General features: G+C 73.4%; 14 protein-coding genes. 12 read left to right on the top strand and 2 right to left on the bottom strand.

The annotated features are described in order from the left end of the window. Nucleotides 1–95: 95 nt before the first annotated feature. A complete protein-coding gene (locus tag ACH4E8_RS12400) occupies nucleotides 96–1,973 on the top strand; it encodes an ABC transporter ATP-binding protein (protein WP_398447051.1) in 1,878 nt (625 codons plus the stop codon). A gap of 136 nt (nucleotides 1,974–2,109) precedes the next feature. After that, nucleotides 2,110–3,192, top strand: a complete 1,083-nt coding sequence (locus tag ACH4E8_RS12395) for a S1C family serine protease (protein ID WP_398447049.1) — start codon at nucleotides 2,110–2,112, stop codon at nucleotides 3,190–3,192. A gap of 43 nt (nucleotides 3,193–3,235) precedes the next feature. On the opposite strand, the gene ACH4E8_RS12390 is transcribed toward ACH4E8_RS12395, so the two are convergent. Next, nucleotides 3,236–3,439: a hypothetical protein gene (locus ACH4E8_RS12390; protein ID WP_361548399.1), complete on the bottom strand. Its 204-nt coding sequence runs from the start codon at nucleotides 3,437–3,439 to the stop codon at nucleotides 3,236–3,238. Nucleotides 3,440–3,529: 90 nt separating this feature from the next. On the opposite strand from ACH4E8_RS12390, the gene ACH4E8_RS12385 reads away from it, so the two are divergent. The 3 genes from ACH4E8_RS12385 to ACH4E8_RS12375 all read left to right on the top strand — a co-directional run bounded on the left by ACH4E8_RS12385 (nucleotide 3,530) and on the right by ACH4E8_RS12375 (nucleotide 8,287). Beyond that, nucleotides 3,530–4,726 carry a bifunctional adenosylcobinamide kinase/adenosylcobinamide-phosphate guanylyltransferase gene (locus ACH4E8_RS12385; protein ID WP_398447047.1) on the top strand — a complete coding sequence of 399 codons (1,197 nt, stop codon included), beginning with the start codon at nucleotides 3,530–3,532 and terminating at the stop codon, nucleotides 4,724–4,726. A 572-nt stretch (nucleotides 4,727–5,298) separates the two neighbouring features. Then, nucleotides 5,299–6,390 (top strand): nicotinate-nucleotide--dimethylbenzimidazole phosphoribosyltransferase, encoded by a 1,092-nt coding sequence (gene cobT / locus ACH4E8_RS12380; RefSeq protein WP_398447045.1) that lies wholly within the window; start codon nucleotides 5,299–5,301, stop codon nucleotides 6,388–6,390. An 82-nt stretch (nucleotides 6,391–6,472) separates the two neighbouring features. Further along, the gene (locus tag ACH4E8_RS12375) at nucleotides 6,473–8,287 is read left to right on the top strand and encodes a phosphatidylglycerol lysyltransferase domain-containing protein (RefSeq protein ID WP_398447043.1); all 1,815 of its coding nucleotides are present in this window, start codon (nucleotides 6,473–6,475) and stop codon (nucleotides 8,285–8,287) included. A 665-nt stretch (nucleotides 8,288–8,952) separates the two neighbouring features. Here the strand turns inward: ACH4E8_RS12375 and ACH4E8_RS12370 are convergent. Then, complete coding sequence (locus tag ACH4E8_RS12370; RefSeq protein ID WP_398447041.1) at nucleotides 8,953–9,723, bottom strand: hypothetical protein; 771 nt, start codon at nucleotides 9,721–9,723, stop codon at nucleotides 8,953–8,955. 89 nt (nucleotides 9,724–9,812) lie between these two features. On the opposite strand from ACH4E8_RS12370, the gene ACH4E8_RS12365 reads away from it, so the two are divergent. From ACH4E8_RS12365 to ACH4E8_RS12335, 7 genes are all read left to right on the top strand, one after another. Continuing rightward, the gene (locus tag ACH4E8_RS12365; protein WP_398447039.1) at nucleotides 9,813–10,619 is read left to right on the top strand and encodes an adenosylcobinamide-GDP ribazoletransferase; all 807 of its coding nucleotides are present in this window, start codon (nucleotides 9,813–9,815) and stop codon (nucleotides 10,617–10,619) included. Nucleotides 10,620–11,273: 654 nt separating this feature from the next. Further along, nucleotides 11,274–12,794 (top strand): leucyl aminopeptidase, encoded by a 1,521-nt coding sequence (locus ACH4E8_RS12360; RefSeq protein ID WP_398447037.1) that lies wholly within the window; start codon nucleotides 11,274–11,276, stop codon nucleotides 12,792–12,794. Between the two features lie 361 nt (nucleotides 12,795–13,155). Continuing rightward, complete coding sequence (gene lpdA, locus ACH4E8_RS12355; protein WP_398447035.1) at nucleotides 13,156–14,544, top strand: dihydrolipoyl dehydrogenase; 1,389 nt, start codon at nucleotides 13,156–13,158, stop codon at nucleotides 14,542–14,544. A 56-nt stretch (nucleotides 14,545–14,600) separates the two neighbouring features. Further along, complete coding sequence (gene sucB / locus ACH4E8_RS12350) at nucleotides 14,601–16,388, top strand: 2-oxoglutarate dehydrogenase, E2 component, dihydrolipoamide succinyltransferase (protein WP_398447033.1); 1,788 nt, start codon at nucleotides 14,601–14,603, stop codon at nucleotides 16,386–16,388. Between the two features lie 443 nt (nucleotides 16,389–16,831). Continuing rightward, complete coding sequence (locus ACH4E8_RS12345) at nucleotides 16,832–17,470, top strand: GntR family transcriptional regulator (protein ID WP_398447031.1); 639 nt, start codon at nucleotides 16,832–16,834, stop codon at nucleotides 17,468–17,470. Between the two features lie 351 nt (nucleotides 17,471–17,821). Then, nucleotides 17,822–20,491 (top strand): pyruvate dehydrogenase (acetyl-transferring), homodimeric type, encoded by a 2,670-nt coding sequence (gene aceE / locus ACH4E8_RS12340; RefSeq protein WP_398447029.1) that lies wholly within the window; start codon nucleotides 17,822–17,824, stop codon nucleotides 20,489–20,491. A 185-nt stretch (nucleotides 20,492–20,676) separates the two neighbouring features. Continuing rightward, complete coding sequence (locus ACH4E8_RS12335) at nucleotides 20,677–21,501, top strand: MerR family transcriptional regulator (RefSeq protein ID WP_398447027.1); 825 nt, start codon at nucleotides 20,677–20,679, stop codon at nucleotides 21,499–21,501. Nucleotides 21,502–21,525: the final 24 nt, after the last annotated feature.

Below are 21,525 nucleotides of genomic sequence, written 5' to 3'. Positions count from 1 at the left end.
CACCCACACGCCCTGGCGACCGCATCGCGACCCCAGTCAGGTGCGGGGGCGGATTCTGCGTCACCTCCTCCGTGAGCTCCGAGGACATCACCCGAATGAACGACGGCACCCGAGCGGGCCCCGATGACGGGCCGGGGAGCCCCGACGGCTCCGACGGGACGCCCAAGCTGCCCGCCAGGGAGACCTGGCGGGCGCTGTACGCGCACTTCCGGCCGCACCGCTGGGCCGTCGCGCTCGGCGCCGTGTTCGCCCTGGTCGGCGCGGTCGCCGCGCTCGCCCAGCCGCTCGCGGCGAAGGCCCTCGTCGACCGGCTCGGCGAGGACGATTCCATCGCCGGGATCCTGGTGGTGCTCACCGCCCTGGTGGTGATCGGCACCGCGATCGAGTCCGTAGGGGCGTACGTCCTGGAGCGCACCGCCGAGTCCGTGGTCCTCGCCGCCCGCCGCTCGCTCGTCGGGCGGCTGCTGCGGCTGCGGCTGCCGGAGGTGGAGCGCATGCAGCCGGGCGACCTGATGTCCCGGATCACCTCGGACACCACCCTGTTGAAGGCCGTGACGACCCAGTCGGTCGTCTCCGCGATCACCGGCGGCGTCTCGTTCGTCGCCACGATCGTGCTGATGGCGCTGATGGACGCGGTGCTCCTCGGGGTCACGCTCGGGGTGATCGTGCTGATCGGCGGCGTCGTGGCCCTGGTCATGCCGCAGATCTCCAAGTCGACGAAGAAGTCGCAGGAGGCGGTCGGCGAGATATCCACCGTGCTGGAGCGGGCCTTCGGGGCGTTCCGCACGGTCAAGGCGTCCGGCGCCGAGGAGCGGGAGACCGAGGTCGTCAACCGGGCGGCGACGACGGCGTGGCGGTACGGGGTGCGCTCGGCGAAGTGGCAGGCGGCGGCGTGGTCGTCGGTGGGCCTGGCGATCCAGGTGTCGTTCCTCGCCGTGCTGGGCATCGGCGGGGCGCGGGTGGCGTCCGGCGAGATCTCGGTCTCCACGCTGGTGGCGTTCCTGCTCTTCCTCTTCTACCTGATCGACCCGGTGAGCAAGTTGGTGGAGGCGGCCACGCAGTACCAGGTCGGTTCGGCCGCGATCGCACGGCTGGTGGAGGCGGAGCGGCTGGAGACGGAAGAGCTGGCCCCGGGGCCGTCGACGTCCCGTGCGACCGGTGGCTCCGGTGCGGCCTCGGTCGTCTTCGAGGACGTAGCCTTCCGCTACCGCGACGACCTGCCGCCCGTGCACCACGGCGTCTCCTTCACCGTGCCGGGCGCCGGGATGACCGCCTTCGTCGGCCCGTCGGGCGCGGGCAAGACCACCGTCTTCGGCCTCATCGAGCGGTTCTACGAGGTGAGCGGCGGCCGGGTGCTGGTGGACGGCCGTGACGTGCGGGACTGGTCGCTGCCCGAGTTGCGCGCCGCGATCGGCTACGTCGAGCAGGACGCGCCGGTGCTCGCCGGCACCCTGCGGCAGAACCTCACCTTCGCCGCCCCCGACGCCACGGACGAGGACGTCCGCGAGGTGCTGGTGCGGGCGCGGCTGGACGCGCTCGTCGACCGGCTGCCGGACGGCCTGGACACGCTCGTGGGCCACCGCGGCTCCAAGTTGTCCGGCGGCGAGCGCCAGCGGGTGGCGATCGCCCGCGCGCTGCTGCGCCGGCCGCGGCTGCTGCTCCTGGACGAGGCGACGTCGCAGCTCGACGCGGTGAACGAGCTGGCGCTGCGGGACGTGGTGGCCGAGGTGTCGCGGGACGTCACGGTGCTGGTGGTGGCGCACCGGCTGTCGACGGTGACGCTGGCCGACCGGATCGTGGTGATGGACGCGGGCCGGGTGCGCGCGGTGGGCACGCATCAGGAGTTGGTGGCGCGGGACCCGCTGTACGGGGAGTTGGCGGCCACGCAGTTCTTGGCGTCGGAGCCGACGCGACCCGACGGCGCGCCGGCGCGGGCGGTCGAGGAGGACGAGGCGGGGGTCCCGGCCTCCTGAGGCACCGGCGGCGGGTGCGGGGCGAGGGCGTTCGGGGCCGGGGCGAGGGGCCTTCGGGGCCGGGGCCGGGGCGGCGGCCACCTGATCGGAGGCGTACAACAAGCCGACGTACTCCCGCAAAAGGGACACTCCGAGCATGGACTCACCCCACCGCCGCGCCGCCCGCCCCGCCCGCCGTCGACTGCTGCTCTCGCTGACCGCCGCGATATCCACCGTCGCCCTCGCCGCCGGCTGCGCGGGCGAGTCGGCCGCGGCCAAGCCGGAGAGCTCCACCAGGGCGATCGCCCTGCCCAAGGCCGCCGACGACCTCCAGTCGGACTACGAGACCGTCATCAAGAACGTGCTGCCGTCGGTCGTCCAGATCGAGGCCGGCGACAGCCTGGGCTCGGGCATCGTCTACGACGACAAGGGCCATCTGATCACCAACGCCCACGTCGTGGACGCCGCGAAGACCTTCCAGGTCACGACGGCGACGGGGGAACAGCCCGTGCCGGCGAAGCTGGTGTCCTCCTACCCCGAGCAGGACCTCGCCGTCCTCAAGCTCGACCAGGTGCCCGCCGGCCTGAAGCCCGCCACGTTCGGCGACTCGTCGAAGGTCGAGGTCGGGCAGATCGTCCTGGCGATGGGCTCCCCGCTCGGGCTGTCCAGCAGCGTCACCCAGGGCATCGTCTCGGCGGTCGGCCGGACGGTGACGGAGAGTGCGTCCGGCGGCGGCACGGGCGCGACGATCGCGAACATGGTGCAGACCTCGGCGGCGATCAACCCGGGCAACAGCGGGGGCGCCCTGGTCAACCTGGACAGCGAGGTGATCGGCGTGCCGACGCTGGCGGCGACCGATCCGAACCTGGGCAGCGCCGCGCCGGGCATCGGGTTCGCCATCCCCGTGACGATGGTGAAGACCGTCGCCGACCAGATCATCAAGTACGGCCGGGTGACGGACTCCGGCCGGGCGGCGCTGGGGATCGTCGGACGCACCGTCCTCGACGACAACTACCAGCCGTCGGGGGTGGCGATCGTCGAGGTGGAGAAGAACGGCCCGGCCGACCGGGCGGGGCTGCGCAGCGGCGACATCATCACGCAGGTGGGCAACGCGTCCATCACGACGATCACCTCGCTGGCGGAGGCGCTGGCGGCCGACAAGCCGGGCGAGAAGGTGCCCGTGACGTTCCTCCGGGACGGGGAGCGGCAGTCGGCCCAGGTGACGCTGGGGGAGATCTGAGAGCGCGGGGGCTGGGCGCCCCGGGGTCCGGGGCGCCCGCCGGTCATTCCGCGTGCAGGCTCATCGGCCCGTAGATCACGGTGGCGTCCTCGGAGAGGACGACCTGGTCCGCACCGCCCTCGCTCAGGGCCTTCCAGTGCTCGCCGATCCAGGACTCCGCGTCGCCCTGGGTGGAGAACTCCTCGGGCTCGACCGAGGGCGCGACCTCCGTTCCGTCGGACTTCTCGAACCGCCACGTCCACGCCATGTCCGCCTCCGCAGGCCGTCGGTGATCACTGTCCTGCCCGCAGCGTAGCCGGGCGCGCAGCAGTGGCTAAGACACGGGAGTATCAAGGGCGTGGAACTGACCCTGCTCGGGACCGGCGCACCCGCCGGGCTGCCGAGGTCCGACTGTCCGTGCGCCGTGTGCGCACTCGCCCGGGGCCCGCAAGCGCGGGCCGCGACCGCCCTGCTGGTGGACGGGGCGCTGCTGCTCGACCTGACGCCGGGAGCCGCGCTGGCCGCCGCGCGCGCGGGCCACTCGTTGGTGGGGGTGCGCCAGGTGTTGCTGACGCACCCGCACGACGGGCCCGCGGTCGACCTGCCGGCGGGGCTGCCGACGGCGGGCCGGGTACCGGACGGCCGGGTGCTGACCCTGATCAGCGGGCACCGGGTGCGGGCGGTGCCGATGGACCACCCGGGCACGGGGTACGAGGTGACGGCGCCCGACGGGACCCGGCTGCTGTACCTGCCGCCGCAGGGCGCGCCCGCGGGCCTCGCGCCGGCCGCCGCGCCGTACGACATGGTCGTCGCGGACGTCGTCGGCCGGCCGGACGGGCTCGCCCGGCTGCGCGCGGCCGGGGCGGTCGGCCCGACGACCGACGTGGTCGCGGTGCACCTGGACCACGACGTGCCGGGCGGCCCCGAGTTGGACCGTCGGCTGGCAGCGGCGGGCGCGCGGGCGGTGCCGGACGGGACGACGCTGATCGTCGGCGAGTACCACGCGGTGCCGGACGTCCCCCGGCGCACCCTGGTCACCGGCGGCGCCCGCTCGGGCAAGTCGGTGGAGGCGGAGCGGCGGCTGTGGACCTTCCCGGACGTGACGTACGTGGCGACGGGCGGCGGCCGGGAGGGCGACGCGGAGTGGGCGGAACGGGTCCGGCTGCACCGGGACCGCCGCCCCGGGTCCTGGCGCACCGAGGAGACCTGCGACCTGGTGCCCCTGCTGACGGCCCCGGGCCCGCCGCTGCTCGTCGACTGCCTGTCGCTGTGGCTGACGGACGCGTTGGACCGGGCGGGGGCGTGGGAGGAGGAGACCTGGCGCAACGGCGGCGAGTCGTCCCTGCGGGAGCGGGTGGCGGAGCTGGTCGCCGCGGTGCGCGCCGCGCGGCGGACGGTGGTGGCGGTGACCAACGAGGTGGGCGCGGGCGTCGTCCCGGCGACGGCGTCGGGCCGCCGCTTCCGCGACGAGCTGGGCCGACTGAACGCGGCGGTGGCCGCGGAGTGCGAACAGGTCCTCCTGGTGGTCGCAGGCCACCCCTTGCGCCTGCGCTAGCCCCTCCGGGTGCGGTTTGGCCTCTGCGGCCCGGTGTGGGCTGCTCGCGCAGTTCCGCCCCACCTGCACCTTCGGGCACGGGCCTCCGCGCCCCTGAAACCCCTCGCCGTTTCCCTACGGGCGCCGTTTCCCTGCGGGCGCCGTTTCCCTGCGGGCGCCGTTTCCCTGCGGGCGCCGTTTCCCTGCGGGCGCCATTTCCCTGCGGGCGCCGTTTCCCTGCGGGCCGGTGGGTGGCTGGTCGCGCAGTTCCCCGCGCCCCTGATTCGCTGCCCCCGTCGTCATACCTGCGGGACGAGGGGTTTCAGGGGCGCGGGGAACTGCGCGACCAGCCCACCACCGGGCCGCAGAAACCAAACGCACCCGTAGGGAAACGGCGGGCAAAAGGGGCGCTGGGGGTACCACCACGCCCTTCGGGCGTAGGGGGCGGAACTGCGCGACCGGCCACCCACCGGGCCGCAGAGACCAAACGCACCCGCAGGGAAACGGCAAGCACCCACAGCCCGCACAGCGCAGCGCACCCGCAGGGGAACGGCCGCCGACGGGGCCCGGGGCCACCCGGTACTGTTCGGCGAATGAGCAGGCTGACTCTCGATGACTTCTCCGACCAGATCGCCCGCGCCGACGGCACCCTCCGGCAGGTCGCCGAAGACCACCGGGAACGGCTGCTGATCCCGCCGAAGTCGCTGGGGCGGCTGGACGAGTTGGGCCAGTGGCTGGTCGCCGCGCAGGGCTGCAATCCCCCCGAGCCCGTCGTCCGCCCGAAGGTGGTGCTCTTCGCCGGTGACCACGGCGTCGCGGCGTCGGACGTCTCCGGCCGCCCCGCGGGCAGCGCGCACGAGCTGGTCTCCGCGGTGCTGGAGGGCACCAGCCCCGTCGCGGTGCTGGCCCGCCGGATGGACGTGCCGGTGCGGATCGTGGACGCGGGGCTGGACTGCGACCCGGAGCTGCTGCCCGCGGACGTCGTACGGCACCGGGTGCGCCGCGGCAGCGGGCGGATCGACGTCGAGGACGCGTTGACCGTCGAGGAGGCCGAGGCGGCGGTGCGCCTGGGCATGGCGATCGCCGATGAGGAGGCGGACGCCGGCACGGACCTGGTGGTGCTGGGCGACCTGAGCGTCGGCGGCACGACCCCGGCCGCCGTGCTGGTCGCCGCGCTGTGCGGGACGGACGCCTCCGTGGTCACCGGCCGCGGCGGCGCCGGCATCGACGACCTGGCGTGGATGCGCAAGTGCGCCGCGATCCGCGACGCGCTGCGCCGCGCCCGCCCGGTGCTCGGTGACCAGTTGGAGCTGCTGGCGGCGGTCGGCGGCGCGGACCTCGCGGCGACGACCGGCTTCCTGCTCCAGTGCGCCGTGCGCCGTACGCCCGTGATCTTGGACGGGGTGGTCTCCGCGGCGTGCGCGCTGGTCGGACAGCGGGCCGCGTTCCGCGCGCCGGACTGGTGGCTGGCGGGCCAGTTGACCGGCGAGCCGGCGCAGGCGAAGGCGCTGGACCGGATGGCGCTCAACCCGATGCTCGACCAGGGCGTCAGTGTGGGTGAAGGAACCGGGGCATTGCTCGCGCTCCCCCTCGTACAGGCAGCCGCCTCGCTGCTGGCCCAACTGCCGGAGCGCCCCGCGGACGCCGCGGCCGACGGCCCCGAGGCGGGCGACGACAAGGACTGACGCGCCGGGTGCGGCCGCCGTCGACAAGGGCTGCCGCACCCTGACCCGCCATGACCAGCGATGCCCCATATGATCGCTTTTCATGGGAGAGGTCCGCTTGTTCCATTCGGTCAGCGAAGCAGCAGGGAGCGGCACCCGCTCCGACGGGGAGACCGCCCGCTCGCACCGCGCCTGGGCGTTCACCGTCTGGTACCTCCGCGCGGTGACGTGCCTGAACGTGCTGAGCGCGGTGTGGGTCTCCCTCGGCCAGGACATCCGCCGCCACAACGTCGACGACTACTTCACCCCGTACCTGCTGACCGCGGGCTTCGCCTCCGGCCTCTTCACGCTCTTCCTCGCGATCACCATGCGCCGCCGCAAGCGGGCCGCCTGGATCCTGAACCTGGTCCTCGCGGGGCTGTTCCTCGCCCTCTTCCTGCTGGCCTTCGCGACCGACGCCAGCATCAGGTCCCATCCGCAGAACTGGGTCTCGCTGGTGCTGACCGCCGCGTTCTGCGGGGCGCTGCTGCTGGGGCGGCGGGAGTTCTACGCGAAGGGCGACCGCGCCAACCCCAAGCTCGCGGCGGCCGTCGCGGCCGGCGGGCTGCTGGTCACCTCGCTGGGCGCGGCCCTGCTGGTCACCGTCACCAACACCGCGACCGCCCCCTCCACCTTCCTGGAACGCTGGTGGTACGGCGTGGTCCGGCTCGGCTCGCTCGCCGCCGACGACTCCGCCTTCGCCGGCATCGACACCCCCGGCTGGGTGGACGTCACCATCAACGTCACGTCCACGCTGCTGCTGCTCGCCGTGTTGTACGCGGCGTTCCGCTCGCGCCGCGCCGTCGATCCGATCGACGCGGCCGACGAGGAGCGGCTGCGCGACCTCCTGGAACGGCACGGCGAACGCGACTCGCTCGGCTACTTCGCGCTGCGCCGCGAGAAGAGCGTGGTGTGGTCCCCCACCGGCAAGGCGGCCGTCGCCTATCGCGTCGTCGGCGGGGTCTGCCTGGCGTCCGGGGACCCGATCGGCGACCCGGAGGCGTGGCCCGGCGCGATCACCCCCTGGCTCGCCCAGGCCCGTGAGCACGGCTGGATCCCGGCCGTGATGGGCGCGAGCGAAGAGGCCGGCACGATCTACGCCCGCCACGGCCTCGACGCCCTGGAGCTGGGCGACGAAGCGCTCGTGGAGACCGCCGACTTCACCTTGGAGGGGCGCGCGATGCGGACCGTGCGCCAGGCGTACAACCGGGTGAAGCGCGCCGGGTACCGGGTGCGGATCCGGCGGCACGCGGACATCCCGCCCGAGGAGTTGGCCGTACTGCTGCGCCGTGCCGACGACTGGCGCGACGGCGCCACCGAACGCGGCTTCTCCATGGCGCTCGGCCGGCTCGGCGACCCGGGCGACGGCCGGTGCGTGATGCTGGAGTGCACCGACGCCGAGGGCGAGTTGCGGGCCGTGCTCAGCTTCGTGCCGTGGGGCCCGCACGGGCTCTCGCTCGATCTGATGCGCCGCGACCGCGACAGCGACAACGGCCTGATGGAGTTCATGGTCATCGAACTGCTCCAGCGCGCCTCGGAGGTCCGGATCACCCAGGTGTCGCTGAACTTCGCGATGTTCCGCTCCGTCTTCGAGCGCGGCTCGCGCCTCGGCGCCGGCCCGGTGCTGCGGCTGTGGCGTTCGCTGCTGACGTTCTTCTCCCGCTGGTGGCAGATCGAGTCGCTGTACCGCGCCAACGCCAAGTACCGGCCGATCTGGGAGCCGCGGTTCCTGCTCTTCGAGAAGAGCGCCGACCTGCCGCGGATCGCCATCGCGGCGGCCCGCGCCGAAGGCTTCCTCGAAGCGCCGGGGCTGCCGGGCTGGCTGCACCGCAGGCACCTGGAGGCCCCGACGGCGACACCCGCGGCGACCTCGCGATGACCGCGGCCGGCGCGACGGGCGCGGTGGGCGGGTTCGTACGGCGCGAGTGGGGTCCGTCGTACGCCGCCGTGCGCACGGCGCTGACCGCCCGCGGGCCGCGCGCCCTCGCGCTGACGCTCACCGCGGTCTGTCTGATCGCCGCCTTCCAGGTGGTGCAGCACCGGAGCTGGGGGTACGACGTCGTACGCGCCGTCGGCACCGTACGCGCCGAGGACCCCCTCTGGCTGGCCCTGCTGCGCACCCCCCTGTCGTTGTTCGTGCCCGCGCTGGACCTGCCCGTGTGGGGCGCCCTGGCGCAGGTCCTGCTGGTGTTCGGCATCGCGGAGTGCGCGCTCGGGCGGACGCGCACCCTGCTGGTCGCGTACGTCTGCACCCTCGCCGGGACGCTGTACGCCCGGGTCGGCATCGCGCTCGGCCCCGGCGGACCGGTCGGGCTGCCCGCGTCCGACGCCGCCGTCGTGGACACCGGCCCGTCGGCCGCGGTCGTCGGGCTCGCGGTGTACGCGTGCTGGCGGCTGCGGGCCCGCTGGACCGCCGCCACGGTCGTCCTCGCCATGGTCGTCGAGGTGCTCGTCAAGCCGAACCTCGCCGGCAAGGAACACCTGGCGGCCATCGCCGCCGCGCTGGCGCTCTGCACGGCGGCCGAGGCGCGCCGGCGCCGGCGTTCAGTCGTCGGGGCGCGACCTGTTCCGGGTCGGCAGCCGGTCGGGGGCGCCCGCGATCAGGTCCTGGAACTTCCGGCGCGGCCCGTCCCAGCGGCGGTCGTGCCGGTACGAGCGCAGGGCGGCCCGGGCGCGCGCCCGGGGCCGGCCGCGGTAGAGGTGACGGGCCCACAGCGAACCGGGCCTGGCCAGCCGCACCGCCCCGAAGAACGCGACGAACGGCACGAAGACGCTGATCAGCGCCATCCGCGGCTTGCCCTTGACGAAGGTGACCAGCACCAGCAGCAAATTGAGCAGGACGGTCAGTAGGGCGGCGGTCCGGTTCTGGCGCTCCTCGGGGGTGAGGGAGTCGACGCCCAGCGGCGAGAAGCCGCCGAGCACCAGCAGCGCGAGCGCGGCGGCGAGCACCACGACCTCCACGCTGCGCCGGCCCTCCTCCGTCCAGTACACGTCGTCGAGGTGCACGATCAGCGCGAACTCGTCGAGCACCAGCCCGGCACCCATCCCGAACAGCACCGCGAAGACGCCCGCCGCCCAGCCGTGCCGACCGCTGCCGACCGCGCCGAAGCCGCCGACGACGGTGAGGATCACGCCCGGCACCACGTGGTGGATGTGGAGTCCGCCGGGGGCGACGTCGCGGAAGGGGCCGCGGCCCGCGCGGATCAGCCGGGTGATGGTGCGGGTGATCACGAACGTGAGGACGAAGGCGGCGAGGGCGAGCAGCGTCGGCAGCTTGCCGGGCTCGGTGATGTTGTCGTGGAACCACTGCCCCATGGACTGCGCCTTTTCTTGCGATCTGCACCTCTTGTTGCAATACGCGCAATCTAGCCGGTGGGTTGCCGGCCCTGGGCTACCCTGCGCCGGTGAGTGACGACCCCTCTTCCCCCACCCGACCCGGCCCCGGCACGGGGCTGCGTTTCGCCTTCGGCACCCTGACCGTGCTGCCCGTGCGCGTCACCCGCTGGGACCGCGACGCGGCCCGCGTCGGCATGGCCTGCGCGCCGCTCGCGGGGCTGGTGGTGGGGCTGTTCGCGGCGGCGGCCGGCGGGCTGCTGCTGGCCGCGGGCGCCGGTCCCGCGCTCGCGGCGGTGGCCGCGGTGGCGGTGCCGGCGACCCTCACCCGCGGGCTGCACCTCGACGGGCTGGCCGACACCGCGGACGGGCTCGGCAGCGGCAAGCCCGCGGCGGACGCGCTGAAGATCATGAAGCGGTCCGACATCGGCCCCTTCGGGGTCGTCACCCTGCTGTTCGTGCTGCTGGCCCAGGTCGCGGCGGTCGCCGCGCTGTACGCGCAGGGCTGGGCGTACGGGGCGGTGGGCGTCGTGCTCGCCGCGGTCACCGCGCGCCTGGCGCTGACCTGCGCCTCCCGCACCGGCGTCCCGCCGGCCCGCCCCGAGGGCCTGGGCGCGGCGGTCGCCGGCGTGGTCCGCGTCCGCGTGGCGCTGGCTCTGGTGCTCCTCGTCGCCGCCGCGGCGGCGGCTGTCGCCCTCGGCTTCGGCCCGGTCGACGCGGTGCGCCACGCCGTGGCGGTGCTGGCGGGGCTCGTCGCGTCCGAAGCGCTGCTGAGGCATTGCGTGCGGCGCTTCGGCGGCGTGACGGGCGACGTCTTCGGCGCGCTCGCGGAAACCGCGCCCACCACAACGCTGGTGATCCTCACGCTGGCCCCCTAGGGCCTGTCTCGGCTTGCCCCCAGACGCCTCCCTCCGTTCCGCCGCGGGCACATTGGTCTCTGCGCCCCGGTGGTGGGTTGTTCGCGCAGTTCCTCCCCCTACGCCCAGGGGCGTGGGGGGACCCCCACCTGTGCCCTGCGGGCATGGGGGACCCCAGCGCCCCCAAAACCCCTCGCCGTAACCCTGCGGGAGCGTTGATCTCCACCGGCCGGTGGGGCCCGTTCGCGCAGTTCCCCGCGCCCCTAAAGACCCCGCCTCCAGCCCGCAGATATGTGACGGGGGAAGCACAACAGGGGCGCGGGGAACTGCGCGAACAAGCCCCGCCGGGCCGCGGACGCACGACAAGGTCTCGTCCAACGGCGGGAAGTCGACTTTCCGGGGCGCTGGAGGGGGGAGGAAGTGCGCGACGAGGCTTCGCGGAACGGCGGGGAAGCGGGCTAGGAACCGGAGCGAAGTTAACCCCGCGTGGGCGCGGCTCAGTTGGCGCGGCAGGGGCGGCACGACGCACCCGGACGGCGCCCGAGGCGAAGCGCCGCCGTGAGCCCGCGCGATGACCGCGCGTAGGCTCTTCCCGGACGGGGCGCCAACGCGTCTCCCCGGCCCCCTCGTGGCCCCATCGGCCCTGGAACTCAACGGAAGCGAGAAATCACCACCGTGACTGCTCTCACTCTCAGCACTGCCGGCGCCGCGACGCTGCGCGCCGACGCCATCGTGGTCGGCGTCGCGAAGGGCGCCAAGGGTCCGGTGGTCGCGCCGGGCGCCGAGGCCGTGGACAAGGCGTTCGACGGAAAGCTCGCCGCCGTCCTGGAGACGCTCGGTGCCGCGGGCGCCGAGGGCGAGGCCACCAAGCTTCCGTCCCCCGCCGGCCTGAAGGCCCCCGTCGTCCTGGCCGTCGGCCTGGGCGCCGCGCCGAAGAAGGACGGGGCGTACGGCGCCGAGGCCCTGCGCCGCGCCGCCGGCACCGCCGCCCGCGCGCTCGCCGGCGCGAAGAAGGCCGCGTTCGCGCTGCCGATCTCCGACGCCGCCGACACCGCCGCGGTCGCGGAGGGCGCGCTGCTGGGTGCGTACGCCTTCACCGCCTACCAGGGCGGCGCCGACGCCAAGGGCAGCGGCAAGGCCGTCCTCGCCGAGGTCGCCCTGCTGGGCGCCAAGCCGCGGGACAAGGCCCACAAGGCCGCGGCCGAGCGCGCCCTCGCGCTCGCCGAGGAGATCAACCGCGCCCGCGACCTGATCAACACCCCGCCGAACGACCTCACCCCCGAGGCGTTCGCCGCCGTGGCCAGCGCCGCGGGCAAGGAGCACGGCATCAAGGTCCAGGTCCTCGACGAGAAGGCGCTGGTCAAGGGCGGCTTCGGCGGGATCATGGGCGTCGGGCAGGGCTCGACGAACCCGCCGCGCCTGGTCAAGCTGACGTACACGCACTCCCGCAACGCCAAGACCCTGGCGCTGGTCGGCAAGGGCATCACGTACGACTCGGGCGGCATCTCCCTGAAGCCGGCCGGCCACAACGAGACGATGAAGTGCGACATGAGCGGCGCCGCCGCCGTGTTCGCCGCGGTCGTCGCCGCCGCCCGGCTCGGGCTGCCGGTGAACGTCACCGGCTGGCTCGCGCTCGCCGAGAACATGCCGTCCGGCAACGCCACCCGCCCCGGCGACGTGCTGCGCATGTACAGCGGCAAGACCGTCGAGGTGCTGAACACCGACGCCGAGGGCCGCCTGGTGCTCGGCGACGCGCTGTGGAAGGCGTCCGAGGAGAAGCCCGACGCGATCGTGGACGTGGCCACCCTCACCGGCGCCATGGTGCTGGCGCTCGGCAACCGCACCTTCGGGATCATGGCGAACGACGACGCGTTCCGCACCGCGATCCACGAGATCGCCGACGAGGTCGGCGAGCAGTCCTGGCCCATGCCGCTCCCGGCCGAGCTACGCAAGGGCATGGACTCCCCCACCGCCGACATCGCCAACATGGGCGAGCGGATGGGCGGCGGCCTGGTGGCCGGCCTCTTCCTCCAGGAGTTCGTGGGCGAGGGCATCACCTGGGCGCACCTGGACATCGCCGGTCCCGCGTTCCACGAGGGCGCGCCCTACGGCTACACCCCCAAGGGCGGCACCGGCTCCTCGGTCCGCACCCTGGTGAAGCTGGCGGAGCGGATGGGCGACGGCGACCTCGGCTGACCCGCTCGTCGATACGGCCCCGGACCGATCCGCGTCCGGGGCCGTACGCACACTTGAGCGCGGTTCGAGGACGCGCTCCGTTTCGCTGTGGACGAAACGCCGACCAGCGGTCACTTCGCACGGAATCGGTGGAGGCGTCCGAATGTTCTACGCACGGGTAACCCCTGGGGTGATCGATCAGACGCCACCAGAGCGCCGACCCGCGTCCCGTCTTCCGCCAACAAATGCGAAGATGGGCCTCGGCAGGACAGGGCCCCCACCACAGGGCCGACGAGACATCGGCCGCACACCAGCCGACAGGCCGGTCGCCCCCGGCGAGAAGGGGGACCGGCGACCGGCGCACATGCATGGAGGACGTGACGTGGCGAACGACGCCAGCACCGTTTTCGACCTAGTGATCCTCGGCGGCGGTAGCGGCGGTTACGCTGCGGCGCTGCGCGGGGCCCAGCTGGGCCTGGACGTCGCCCTGATCGAGAAGGACAAGCTCGGCGGCACCTGCCTGCACTACGGCTGCATCCCCACCAAGGCGCTGCTGCACGCCGGCGAGATCGCGGACCAGGCCCGCGAGTCGGAGCAGTTCGGCGTGCGGGCGACGTTCGAGGGCATCGACGTCGCGGCCGTGCACAAGTACAAGGACGACGTGATCTCGGGCCTGTACAAGGGCCTCCAGGGGCTGATCGCCTCCCGCAAGATCACCGTCATCGAGGGTGCGGGCCGGCTGTCCTCGCCCACCTCCGTCGACGTCAACGGCCAGCGCATCGAGGGCCGCCACATCCTGCTGGCCACCGGCTCCGTGCCGAAGTCGCTGCCGGGCCTGGAGATCGACGGCAACCGCGTCATCTCCTCCGACCACGCGCTGAAGCTGGACCGCGTGCCCAAGTCCGCGATCGTGCTGGGCGGCGGCGTCATCGGCGTCGAGTTCGCCTCCGCGTGGCGCTCCTTCGGCGCCGACGTCACCGTCATCGAGGGCCTGAAGCACCTCGTCCCGGTCGAGGACGAGAACAGCTCCAAGCTGCTGGAGCGGGCCTTCCGCAAGCGCGGCATCAAGTTCAACCTCGGCACCTTCTTCGAGAAGGCGGAGTACACCGAGGACGGCGTGCGCGTCACCCTCGCCGACGGCAAGACCTTCGAGGCCGAGGTGCTGCTGGTCGCCGTCGGCCGCGGCCCGGTCTCCGCCGGCCTGGGCTACGAGGAGCAGGGCGTCGCGATGGACCGCGGCTACGTCCTCGCCGACGAGTACATGCAGACGAACGTGCCCACGATCTCGGCGGTCGGCGACCTGGTCCCGACCCTCCAGCTCGCGCACGTCGGCTTCGCCGAGGGCATCCTGGTGGCGGAGCGGCTGGCCGGTCTCAAGACCGTCCCGATCGACTACGACGGCGTTCCCCGGGTGACGTACTGCCACCCCGAGGTCGCCTCCGTCGGCATCACCGAGGCCAAGGCCAAGGAGGTCTACGGTGCGGACAAGGTCGTCGCGCTGAAGTACAACCTCGGCGGCAACGGCAAGAGCAAGATCCTCAAGACGCAGGGCGAGATCAAGCTCGTCCAGGTCAAGGACGGCGCCGTGGTCGGCGTCCACATGGTGGGCGACCGGATGGGCGAGCAGATCGGCGAGGCGCAGCTCATCTACAACTGGGAGGCCCTGCCGGCCGAGGTGGCGCAGCTCATCCACGCGCACCCGACCCAGAACGAGGCGCTCGGCGAGGCCCACCTGGCGCTGGCCGGCAAGCCGCTGCACGCCCACGACTGAGCCTTCGGCCAGACGACGACCACTTCCCCGCACATTCGTTAGGAGCAACAGAAACCATGCCGGTTTCCGTAACCCTGCCGGCGCTCGGTGAGAGCGTCACCGAGGGCACCGTCACCCGCTGGCTGAAGGCCGAGGGCGAGCGCGTCGAGGCCGACGAGCCCTTGCTGGAGGTCTCGACCGACAAGGTCGACACCGAGATCCCCGCGCCCGCCGCCGGCGTGCTGGCCTCCATCAAGGTCGCCGAGGACGAGACCGTCGAGGTCGGCGCCGAGCTGGCCGTCATCGACGACGGCACGGGCGCGCCCGCCGCCGCTCCGGCGCCCGCCGCCGAAGCCGCACCGGCGCCCGCCCCGGCCACCGAGCCGACCCCCGCACCCGCCGCTGCGGCGCCCGTGGCCGAGGCCCCCGCGGCCCCCGCCCCGGCGGCCGAGCAGCCCGCCGCGGCTCCCGCCGGCGGCGCCGCCGGTACGGACGTCGTCCTGCCCGCGCTCGGTGAGAGCGTCACCGAGGGCACCGTCACCCGCTGGCTGAAGCAGGTCGGCGAGTCGGTCGAGGAGGACGAGCCGCTGCTGGAGGTCTCGACCGACAAGGTCGACACCGAGATCCCCGCGCCCGCCGCCGGCGTGCTGCTGGAGATCGTGGTCGGCGAGGACGAGACCGCCGAGGTCGGCGCCAAGCTCGCGGTCATCGGCGCTGCCGGTGCCGCTCCGGCTGCGCCCGCCGCCCCGGCTGCCCCGGCCCCCGCCGCTGCGCCCGCCCCCGCGGCTCCCGCGCCGGCCCCGGCCGCGGCCCCCGCACCGGCGCCGGCTCCGGTCGCCGCCCCGGCCCCCGCGGCCGCTCCGGCTCCGGCCCCCGCGCCGGCCCCGGTGGCTCCCGCCGCTCCCGCCGCTCCGGCCGCTTCCGCGGCTGATGACGCCTACGTGACCCCGCTGGTCCGCAAGCTCGCCGCCGAGAACGGCGTCGACCTGTCCGCGGTCAAGGGCACCGGCGTCGGTGGCCGCATCCGCAAGCAGGACGTCGTCAGCGCGGCCGAGGCCGCCCGCGCCGCCGCTGCCCCGGCCCCCGCCGCTGCCGCCGCTCCGGCGCCGGCCGCTGCGAAGGCCCCGGCGCTTGAGGTCTCCCCGCTGCGCGGGCAGACCGTCAAGATGACCCGGATGCGCAAGCTCATCGGCGACAACATGATGAAGGCGCTGCACAGCCAGGCCCAGCTCACCACGGTCGTCGAGGTCGACGTCACCAAGCTGATGCGGCTGCGCAACCAGGCCAAGGACGGCTTCGCCGCCCGCGAGGGCGTCAAGCTCTCCCCGATGCCGTTCTTCGTGAAGGCGGCGGCCCAGGCGCTGAAGGCCCACCCGATCGTCAACGCCCGGATCAACGAGGACGAGGGGAGCATCACCTACTTCGACACGGAGAACATCGGCATCGCCGTGGACTCCGAGAAGGGGCTGATGACCCCGGTCATCAAGGGCGCGGGCGACCTGAACATCGCCGGCATCGCCAAGAAGACCGCGGAGCTCGCCGGTGCCGTGCGCACCAACAAGATCCGTCCGGACGACCTGGCCGGCGCCACCTTCACCATCAGCAACACCGGTTCGCGCGGTGCGCTCTTCGACACCGTCATCGTGCCGCCGACCCAGGCCGCCATCCTGGGCATCGGCGCCACGGTGAAGCGCCCGGCCGTCATCGAGACCGCCGAGGGCACCGTCATCGGCGTCCGCGACATGGTGTACCTGTCGCTCTCGTACGACCACCGCCTGGTGGACGGCGCCGACGCCGCCCGCTACCTGAGCGCCGTCAAGGCGATCCTGGAGGCCGGCGAGTTCGAGGTCGAGCTCGGCCTGTAAGGACACCACCCGGGTCCCGTGACCCGACAGCACCAACCAGCGCCCCCGACCGGTACTTCCGGCCGGGGGCGCCGGCGCGTTCGGGGGCGGAACGCCCCCTGAGCCCGCCGACGGCACCCTGTGGTGACACTCACCCGTATGAATTGCATTACGCCCCGAGTACGTTCGCCTCCGCCGCGTGGCGTCGCCGGGGCGCCCCCGCCGGCGTACCGCCCGGTAGCCGTTCACGCCGGCCAACGACGTCCGCACCCCGTCCGACCAGGGGCGGAAGGTCTTCGACCGGTCCCGGGCCGCAGGCGGGCGGAGGTCCGCCGCCGCCGTCGACGACACCGCTGTGACCTGGCATCGTCCCGCTGCGTGTCCGGTCGGGGACTCTTCCCGCACACCTGCGGCAGCGATAATTGGCACCCCGTGCACCCCGCCCGCGTCCCCCGGGAGCCCCCATGACCCCGCCCGTCGTCCACTCGCTCCGGGAACAGATCCGCGAGCACATCGTGGAGGGGATCGTCAGCGGGCGCTGGAAGCCCGGCGAACGGATCGTGGAGCGCGGCATCGCCACCGAGCTCCAGGTCTCCCAGACGCCGGTCCGCGAGGCCCTGCGGGAGCTGGAGAGCCTGCGGCTGATCGAGTCCGCGCCGAACAAGGGCGTCCGGGTGCGCAACCTCACCGCGGCGGACCTGGAGGAGAGCTATCCCGTCCGGGCCGGGCTGGAGCAGATCGCGGCCGAACTCGCGGCCGACCGGCTCTCCGTGGACTGCTCGGTGCTCACCCCGCACGTCGCCGCGCTGTACGAGGCGGACCGCACCGGCGACTCCGCCGGCCAGGTCCGGCACACCGTCGCCTTCCACCGGGAGCTGGTCCGGGCCGCGGGCAACAACGTCCTGCTGCACACCTGGGAGGGGCTGGGCATCGAGGTGTTCACGGCGCTCTCCATCCGCTGGCTGGGCACGGTCCAGCAGTCCTACGCGGAGGAGCACCAGGCCCTCGTCGACGCCTTCCTGAGGCACGACCCGGAGATCGGCCCGCTGGTGAAGGCGCACGTGCTGGGCTGTGCACCCGCGCCGGAACGCCCCGCACCGTAGCGATCACCCGCAGCGCCCACAGCTCGCCCGCCGGAACCGGCGCAGCGCACCCCGCACCACCCCGAAGACCGCGCTCACCTGAGCCTTCGCCCTTTCATCCGGGGTGTTCCCTGCCCTTTTCAGGGGCACTGCGTGCCCCATTTCGCGGCACGGAATGCCAATTTCGCCCTTCGGAGAAGTTTTACCTCCTAGCACTTTGATCGATCATCGATCAGAGGCTTACAGTCGCTGGGGGCAACACGCCCCGCGCCCTGTCCTGCCAGACAAGGCACCCCCCGGCAGACACCCGTACCACCCAGTACCACCTGCCTCCCACCATCTCCACCCCCCTCCAGTCCGGAAGGCGGCGACATGACCGACCCCGCAGGCAAGCTTCCGAGCGAGCTCGACCAGCTCCCGGATCGTGACAGCGAGGAGACCGCCGAATGGGCGGCCTCCCTGGACGCCGTCACCCAGCACGCGGGCCCGCACCGGGCCTCGTACCTGATGCGCCGCACCCTCCAGCACGCCGAGCGGGCCGGCGTCCCCGTGCCCCGGCTCCTGGAGACGGACTACGTCAACACCATCCCCACCAGCGCCGAGCCCGCCTTCGACGGCGACGAGGCGATGGAGTCCCGGATCACCGCCTGGAACCGCTGGAACGCCGCCGCCATGGTGACCCGCGGCGCCCGGTACGGCGTCGGCGGCCACATCGCCACCTTCGCCTCCGCGGCCTGGCTGTACGAGACCGGCTTCAACCACTTCTTCCACGGGAAGGAGGGCGACGGAAGCGGCGACCAGCTCTACATCCAGGGCCACGCCTCGCCCGGCATCTACGCCCGCGCCTTCCTCGACGGCCGCCTCACCGAGGCCGACCTGGACAACTTCCGCCGGGAGGCGGGCGGCGCCGGCCTGCCGTCGTACCCGCACCCGCGCCGACTGCCCTGGCTGTGGGAGTTCCCCACGGTCTCCATGGGCCTCGGCCCGCTCTCCGCGATCTACCAGGCGCGCTTCAACCGCTATCTGCACAACCGCTCGATCAAGGACACTTCCGGCTCCCACGTCTGGGCGTTCCTCGGCGACGGCGAGATGGACGAGCCCGAGTCGACCGCGGCCCTCGCGCTGGCGGCCCGCGAGCAGCTGGACAACCTGACGTTCGTCATCAACTGCAACCTCCAGCGCCTCGACGGCCCGGTCCGCGCCAACTTCAAGATCGTGCAGGAGCTGGAGGCCCAGTTCCGCGGCGCCGGCTGGAACGTCGTCAAGTCGCTGTGGGGCTCCGCCTGGGACGAGCTCTTCGCGCTCGACACCCAGGGCGCGCTGGTCCGCCGGCTGCGCGAGGTGCCGGACGCCCAGTTCCAGACGTACGCCACCCGGGACGTCGCCTACATCCGCGAGCACTTCTTCGGCGCCGAGCCCGCGCTCGTCGAGCTGGCGAAGGTGCTCTCGGACGCGAAGATCGCCGAGTGCTTCTACACCTCCCGCGGCGGCCACGAGGCCCGCAAGGTGTACGCGGCCTACCGCGCGGCCCTCGCCCACAAGGGCGCGCCGACCGTGATCCTCGCGCAGACCGTGAAGGGCCACACCCTCGGCAAGGGCTTCGCGTCGAAGAACGCGAACCACCAGATGAAGAAGCTCTCCATCGACGAGTTCAAGGGCATGCGCGACCTGCTCGAACTGCCGATCCCGGACAGCGCCTTCGACTCCGGCGTGGTGCCGTACGCCCACCCGGGCGCCGACTCCGCCGAGCTGCGCTACCTCCAGGAGCGGCGCGCCGCCCTCGGCGGCCCGGCCCCCGCGCGCCGGGTGCACGCCGTCGCCCTGCCGGAGCCGGAGGAGCGCGGCTTCAAGGCCCTCCAGAAGGGCTCGGGCAACCAGGAGATGGCCACCACCATGGCCTTCGTCCGCCTGGTGAAGGACCTGATGCGGGACAAGGAGACCGGTCGCCGCTGGGTGCCGATCGTGCCCGACGAGGCCCGGACCTTCGGCATGGAGTCGCTCTTCCCGTCCGCCGGGATCTACTCGCCGCTGGGCCAGACGTACGAGCCGGTCGACCGCGACCAGCTCATGTACTACAAGGAAGCCAAGGACGGCCAGATCCTCAACGAGGGGATCACCGAGGCCGGTTCCATGGCGGACTTCATCGCCGCCTCCACGTCGTACGCGACGCACGGCGAGCCGATGATCCCGTTCTACATCTTCTACTCGATGTTCGGCTGGCAGCGGACCGGCGACCAGATGTGGCAGCTGGCCGACCAGCTCGGCAAGGGCTTCATCGTGGGCGCCACCGCGGGCCGCACCACCCTGACGGGCGAGGGCCTCCAGCACGCGGACGGCCACTCCCACCTGATCGCGGCCACGAACCCGGCGTCGCTCAACTACGACCCGGCGTTCGCGTACGAGATCGCGGTCATCGTCAAGGACGGCCTGCGCCGGATGTACGGCCCGGACGCCGAGGATGTCTTCTACTACCTGACGGTCTACAACGAGCCCAAGCAGCAGCCCGCGATGCCCGAGGGCGTCGAGGAGGGCATCGTCCGCGGTCTGTACCGCTTCAAGGAGGGCGAGGCCGCCCGCCCGGAGGCCCCCCGGATCCAGCTCCTGGCCTCCGGCACGGCGATCCACTGGGCGCTGGAGGCGCAGCAGCTGCTCGCCGCCGACTGGGGCGTCACGGCCGACGTGTGGTCCGCGACCTCCTGGGGCGAGCTGCGGCGCGACGCCCTCGCGGCGGACGAGGCGCTGCTGCGCGGCGAGGACCGCACCCCGTACGTACGGCAGGCCCTCAGCGGCGCGCCGGGCCCGGTGCTCGCGGTCAGCGACTGGATGCGGCAGGTGCCGGACCAGATCAGCCAGTGGGTCGAGCAGGACTGGTCCTCCCTGGGCACCGACGGCTTCGGCCTGTCGGACACCCGGGACGCGGCGCGCCGGCACTTCGGCGTGGACGCGCAGTCGATCACCGTGGCGGCGCTGGCCCAGCTGGCGCGGCGGGGCGAGGTCCCCGCGGCGGCGGTGAAGGAGGCCCGGGAGCGCTACGGGCTCTGACGCTCCCGAAGATCACCCCCGGGCGGTTCGCACCACCGCCCGGGGGTGATGCCGTGTGCGGGCGCCCTACGCGGGCGCGCCACCCCCGAAAAATGCTTGGGTGGGGCAGGTAACCACTCAAGGGAGCGCACCGGTCCACCGGACCGTGCGCTTCCGCGTCCCGCGTTTCGCGTTTCGAGGGAGCCATGTTCACCATCGGGGACTTCGCCCGCCACGGTCGGGTGTCCGCGCGGATGCTGCGGCACTACGACGCCATCGGGCTGCTGCGGCCCGAGCAGACCGACCCGGTCACCGGCTACCGCCACTACGCGGCGCACCAGCTCGCCGCCCTCAACCGGATCGTGGCCCTCAAGGACCTGGGCTTCACGCTCCAGGAGGTGGGCCGCATCCTCGGCGAGCAGGTCGGCGCGGAGGAGCTGCGGGAGATGCTGGTGCTGCGCCGCGCCGAGTTGGAGGAGGCGATGGCCGCGGCGGCGGTGCGGCTGGCCGGCGTCGAGGCGCGGCTGCGGTCGATCGAGGACGAGGGCCGGCTGCCGGTCGACGAGGTCGTGGTGAAGCCCGTCCCGGCCGTGCGGGTCGCCGAGCTTTCGGCCACCGCGGCGAGTTACGGACCCGAGCACGTCGGCCCGGTGATCCAGCCGTTGTACGACGAGCTGTTCGGGCGGCTGGCGGTGGCGGGCGTCTCGCCGGCCGGGCCCGGCATCGCGTACTACGAGGACTCCCCCGACGGCGGCGGCGCGGTCCTGGTGCACGCGGCGGTGCGGGTGACGCAGGACTCCCTGCCCTCCCCGGACAGCGGGGTGGAGCTGGTCGTGCTCCCGGCGCTGCGGCGGGCGGCGACGATCGTGCACCGCGGCTCGATGGACGGCGTCGTCCCCGCCTCGCAGGCGCTGGCGCGCTGGATCGACGCGTACGGCCACCGCTCCGCCGGCTATGCGCGCGAGGTGACCTTGGAGTGCCCCGACGACCTCGACGGATGGGTGACCGAACTCCAGGAACCCTTGGTGTAGTGACCACGCTGCCGGGGGCATGAT

It is taken from the genome of Streptomyces sp. NPDC017979 (assembly GCF_044328175.1).
Lineage (GTDB): Bacteria > Actinomycetota > Actinomycetes > Streptomycetales > Streptomycetaceae > Streptomyces.
The sequence above is the reverse complement of the archived record's forward strand: the minus strand, read 5'-3'. Positions and strand labels throughout refer to the sequence as shown.

Coding starts and splice junctions, on each gene's coding strand:
- ACH4E8_RS12335 (WP_398447027.1), top strand. CDS start 20,677: ATGTTCACCATCGGGGACTTCGCCCGCCACGGTCGGGTGTCCGCGCGG.
- ACH4E8_RS12395 (WP_398447049.1), top strand. CDS start 2,110: ATGGACTCACCCCACCGCCGCGCCGCCCGCCCCGCCCGCCGTCGACTG.
- ACH4E8_RS12345 (WP_398447031.1), top strand. CDS start 16,832: ATGACCCCGCCCGTCGTCCACTCGCTCCGGGAACAGATCCGCGAGCAC.
- ACH4E8_RS12370 (WP_398447041.1), bottom strand. CDS start 9,723: ATGGGGCAGTGGTTCCACGACAACATCACCGAGCCCGGCAAGCTGCCG.
- ACH4E8_RS12400 (WP_398447051.1), top strand. CDS start 96: ATGAACGACGGCACCCGAGCGGGCCCCGATGACGGGCCGGGGAGCCCC.
- sucB (WP_398447033.1), top strand. CDS start 14,601: ATGCCGGTTTCCGTAACCCTGCCGGCGCTCGGTGAGAGCGTCACCGAG.
- aceE (WP_398447029.1), top strand. CDS start 17,822: ATGACCGACCCCGCAGGCAAGCTTCCGAGCGAGCTCGACCAGCTCCCG.
- ACH4E8_RS12375 (WP_398447043.1), top strand. CDS start 6,473: ATGGGAGAGGTCCGCTTGTTCCATTCGGTCAGCGAAGCAGCAGGGAGC.
- ACH4E8_RS12390 (WP_361548399.1), bottom strand. CDS start 3,439: ATGGCGTGGACGTGGCGGTTCGAGAAGTCCGACGGAACGGAGGTCGCG.
- cobT (WP_398447045.1), top strand. CDS start 5,299: ATGAGCAGGCTGACTCTCGATGACTTCTCCGACCAGATCGCCCGCGCC.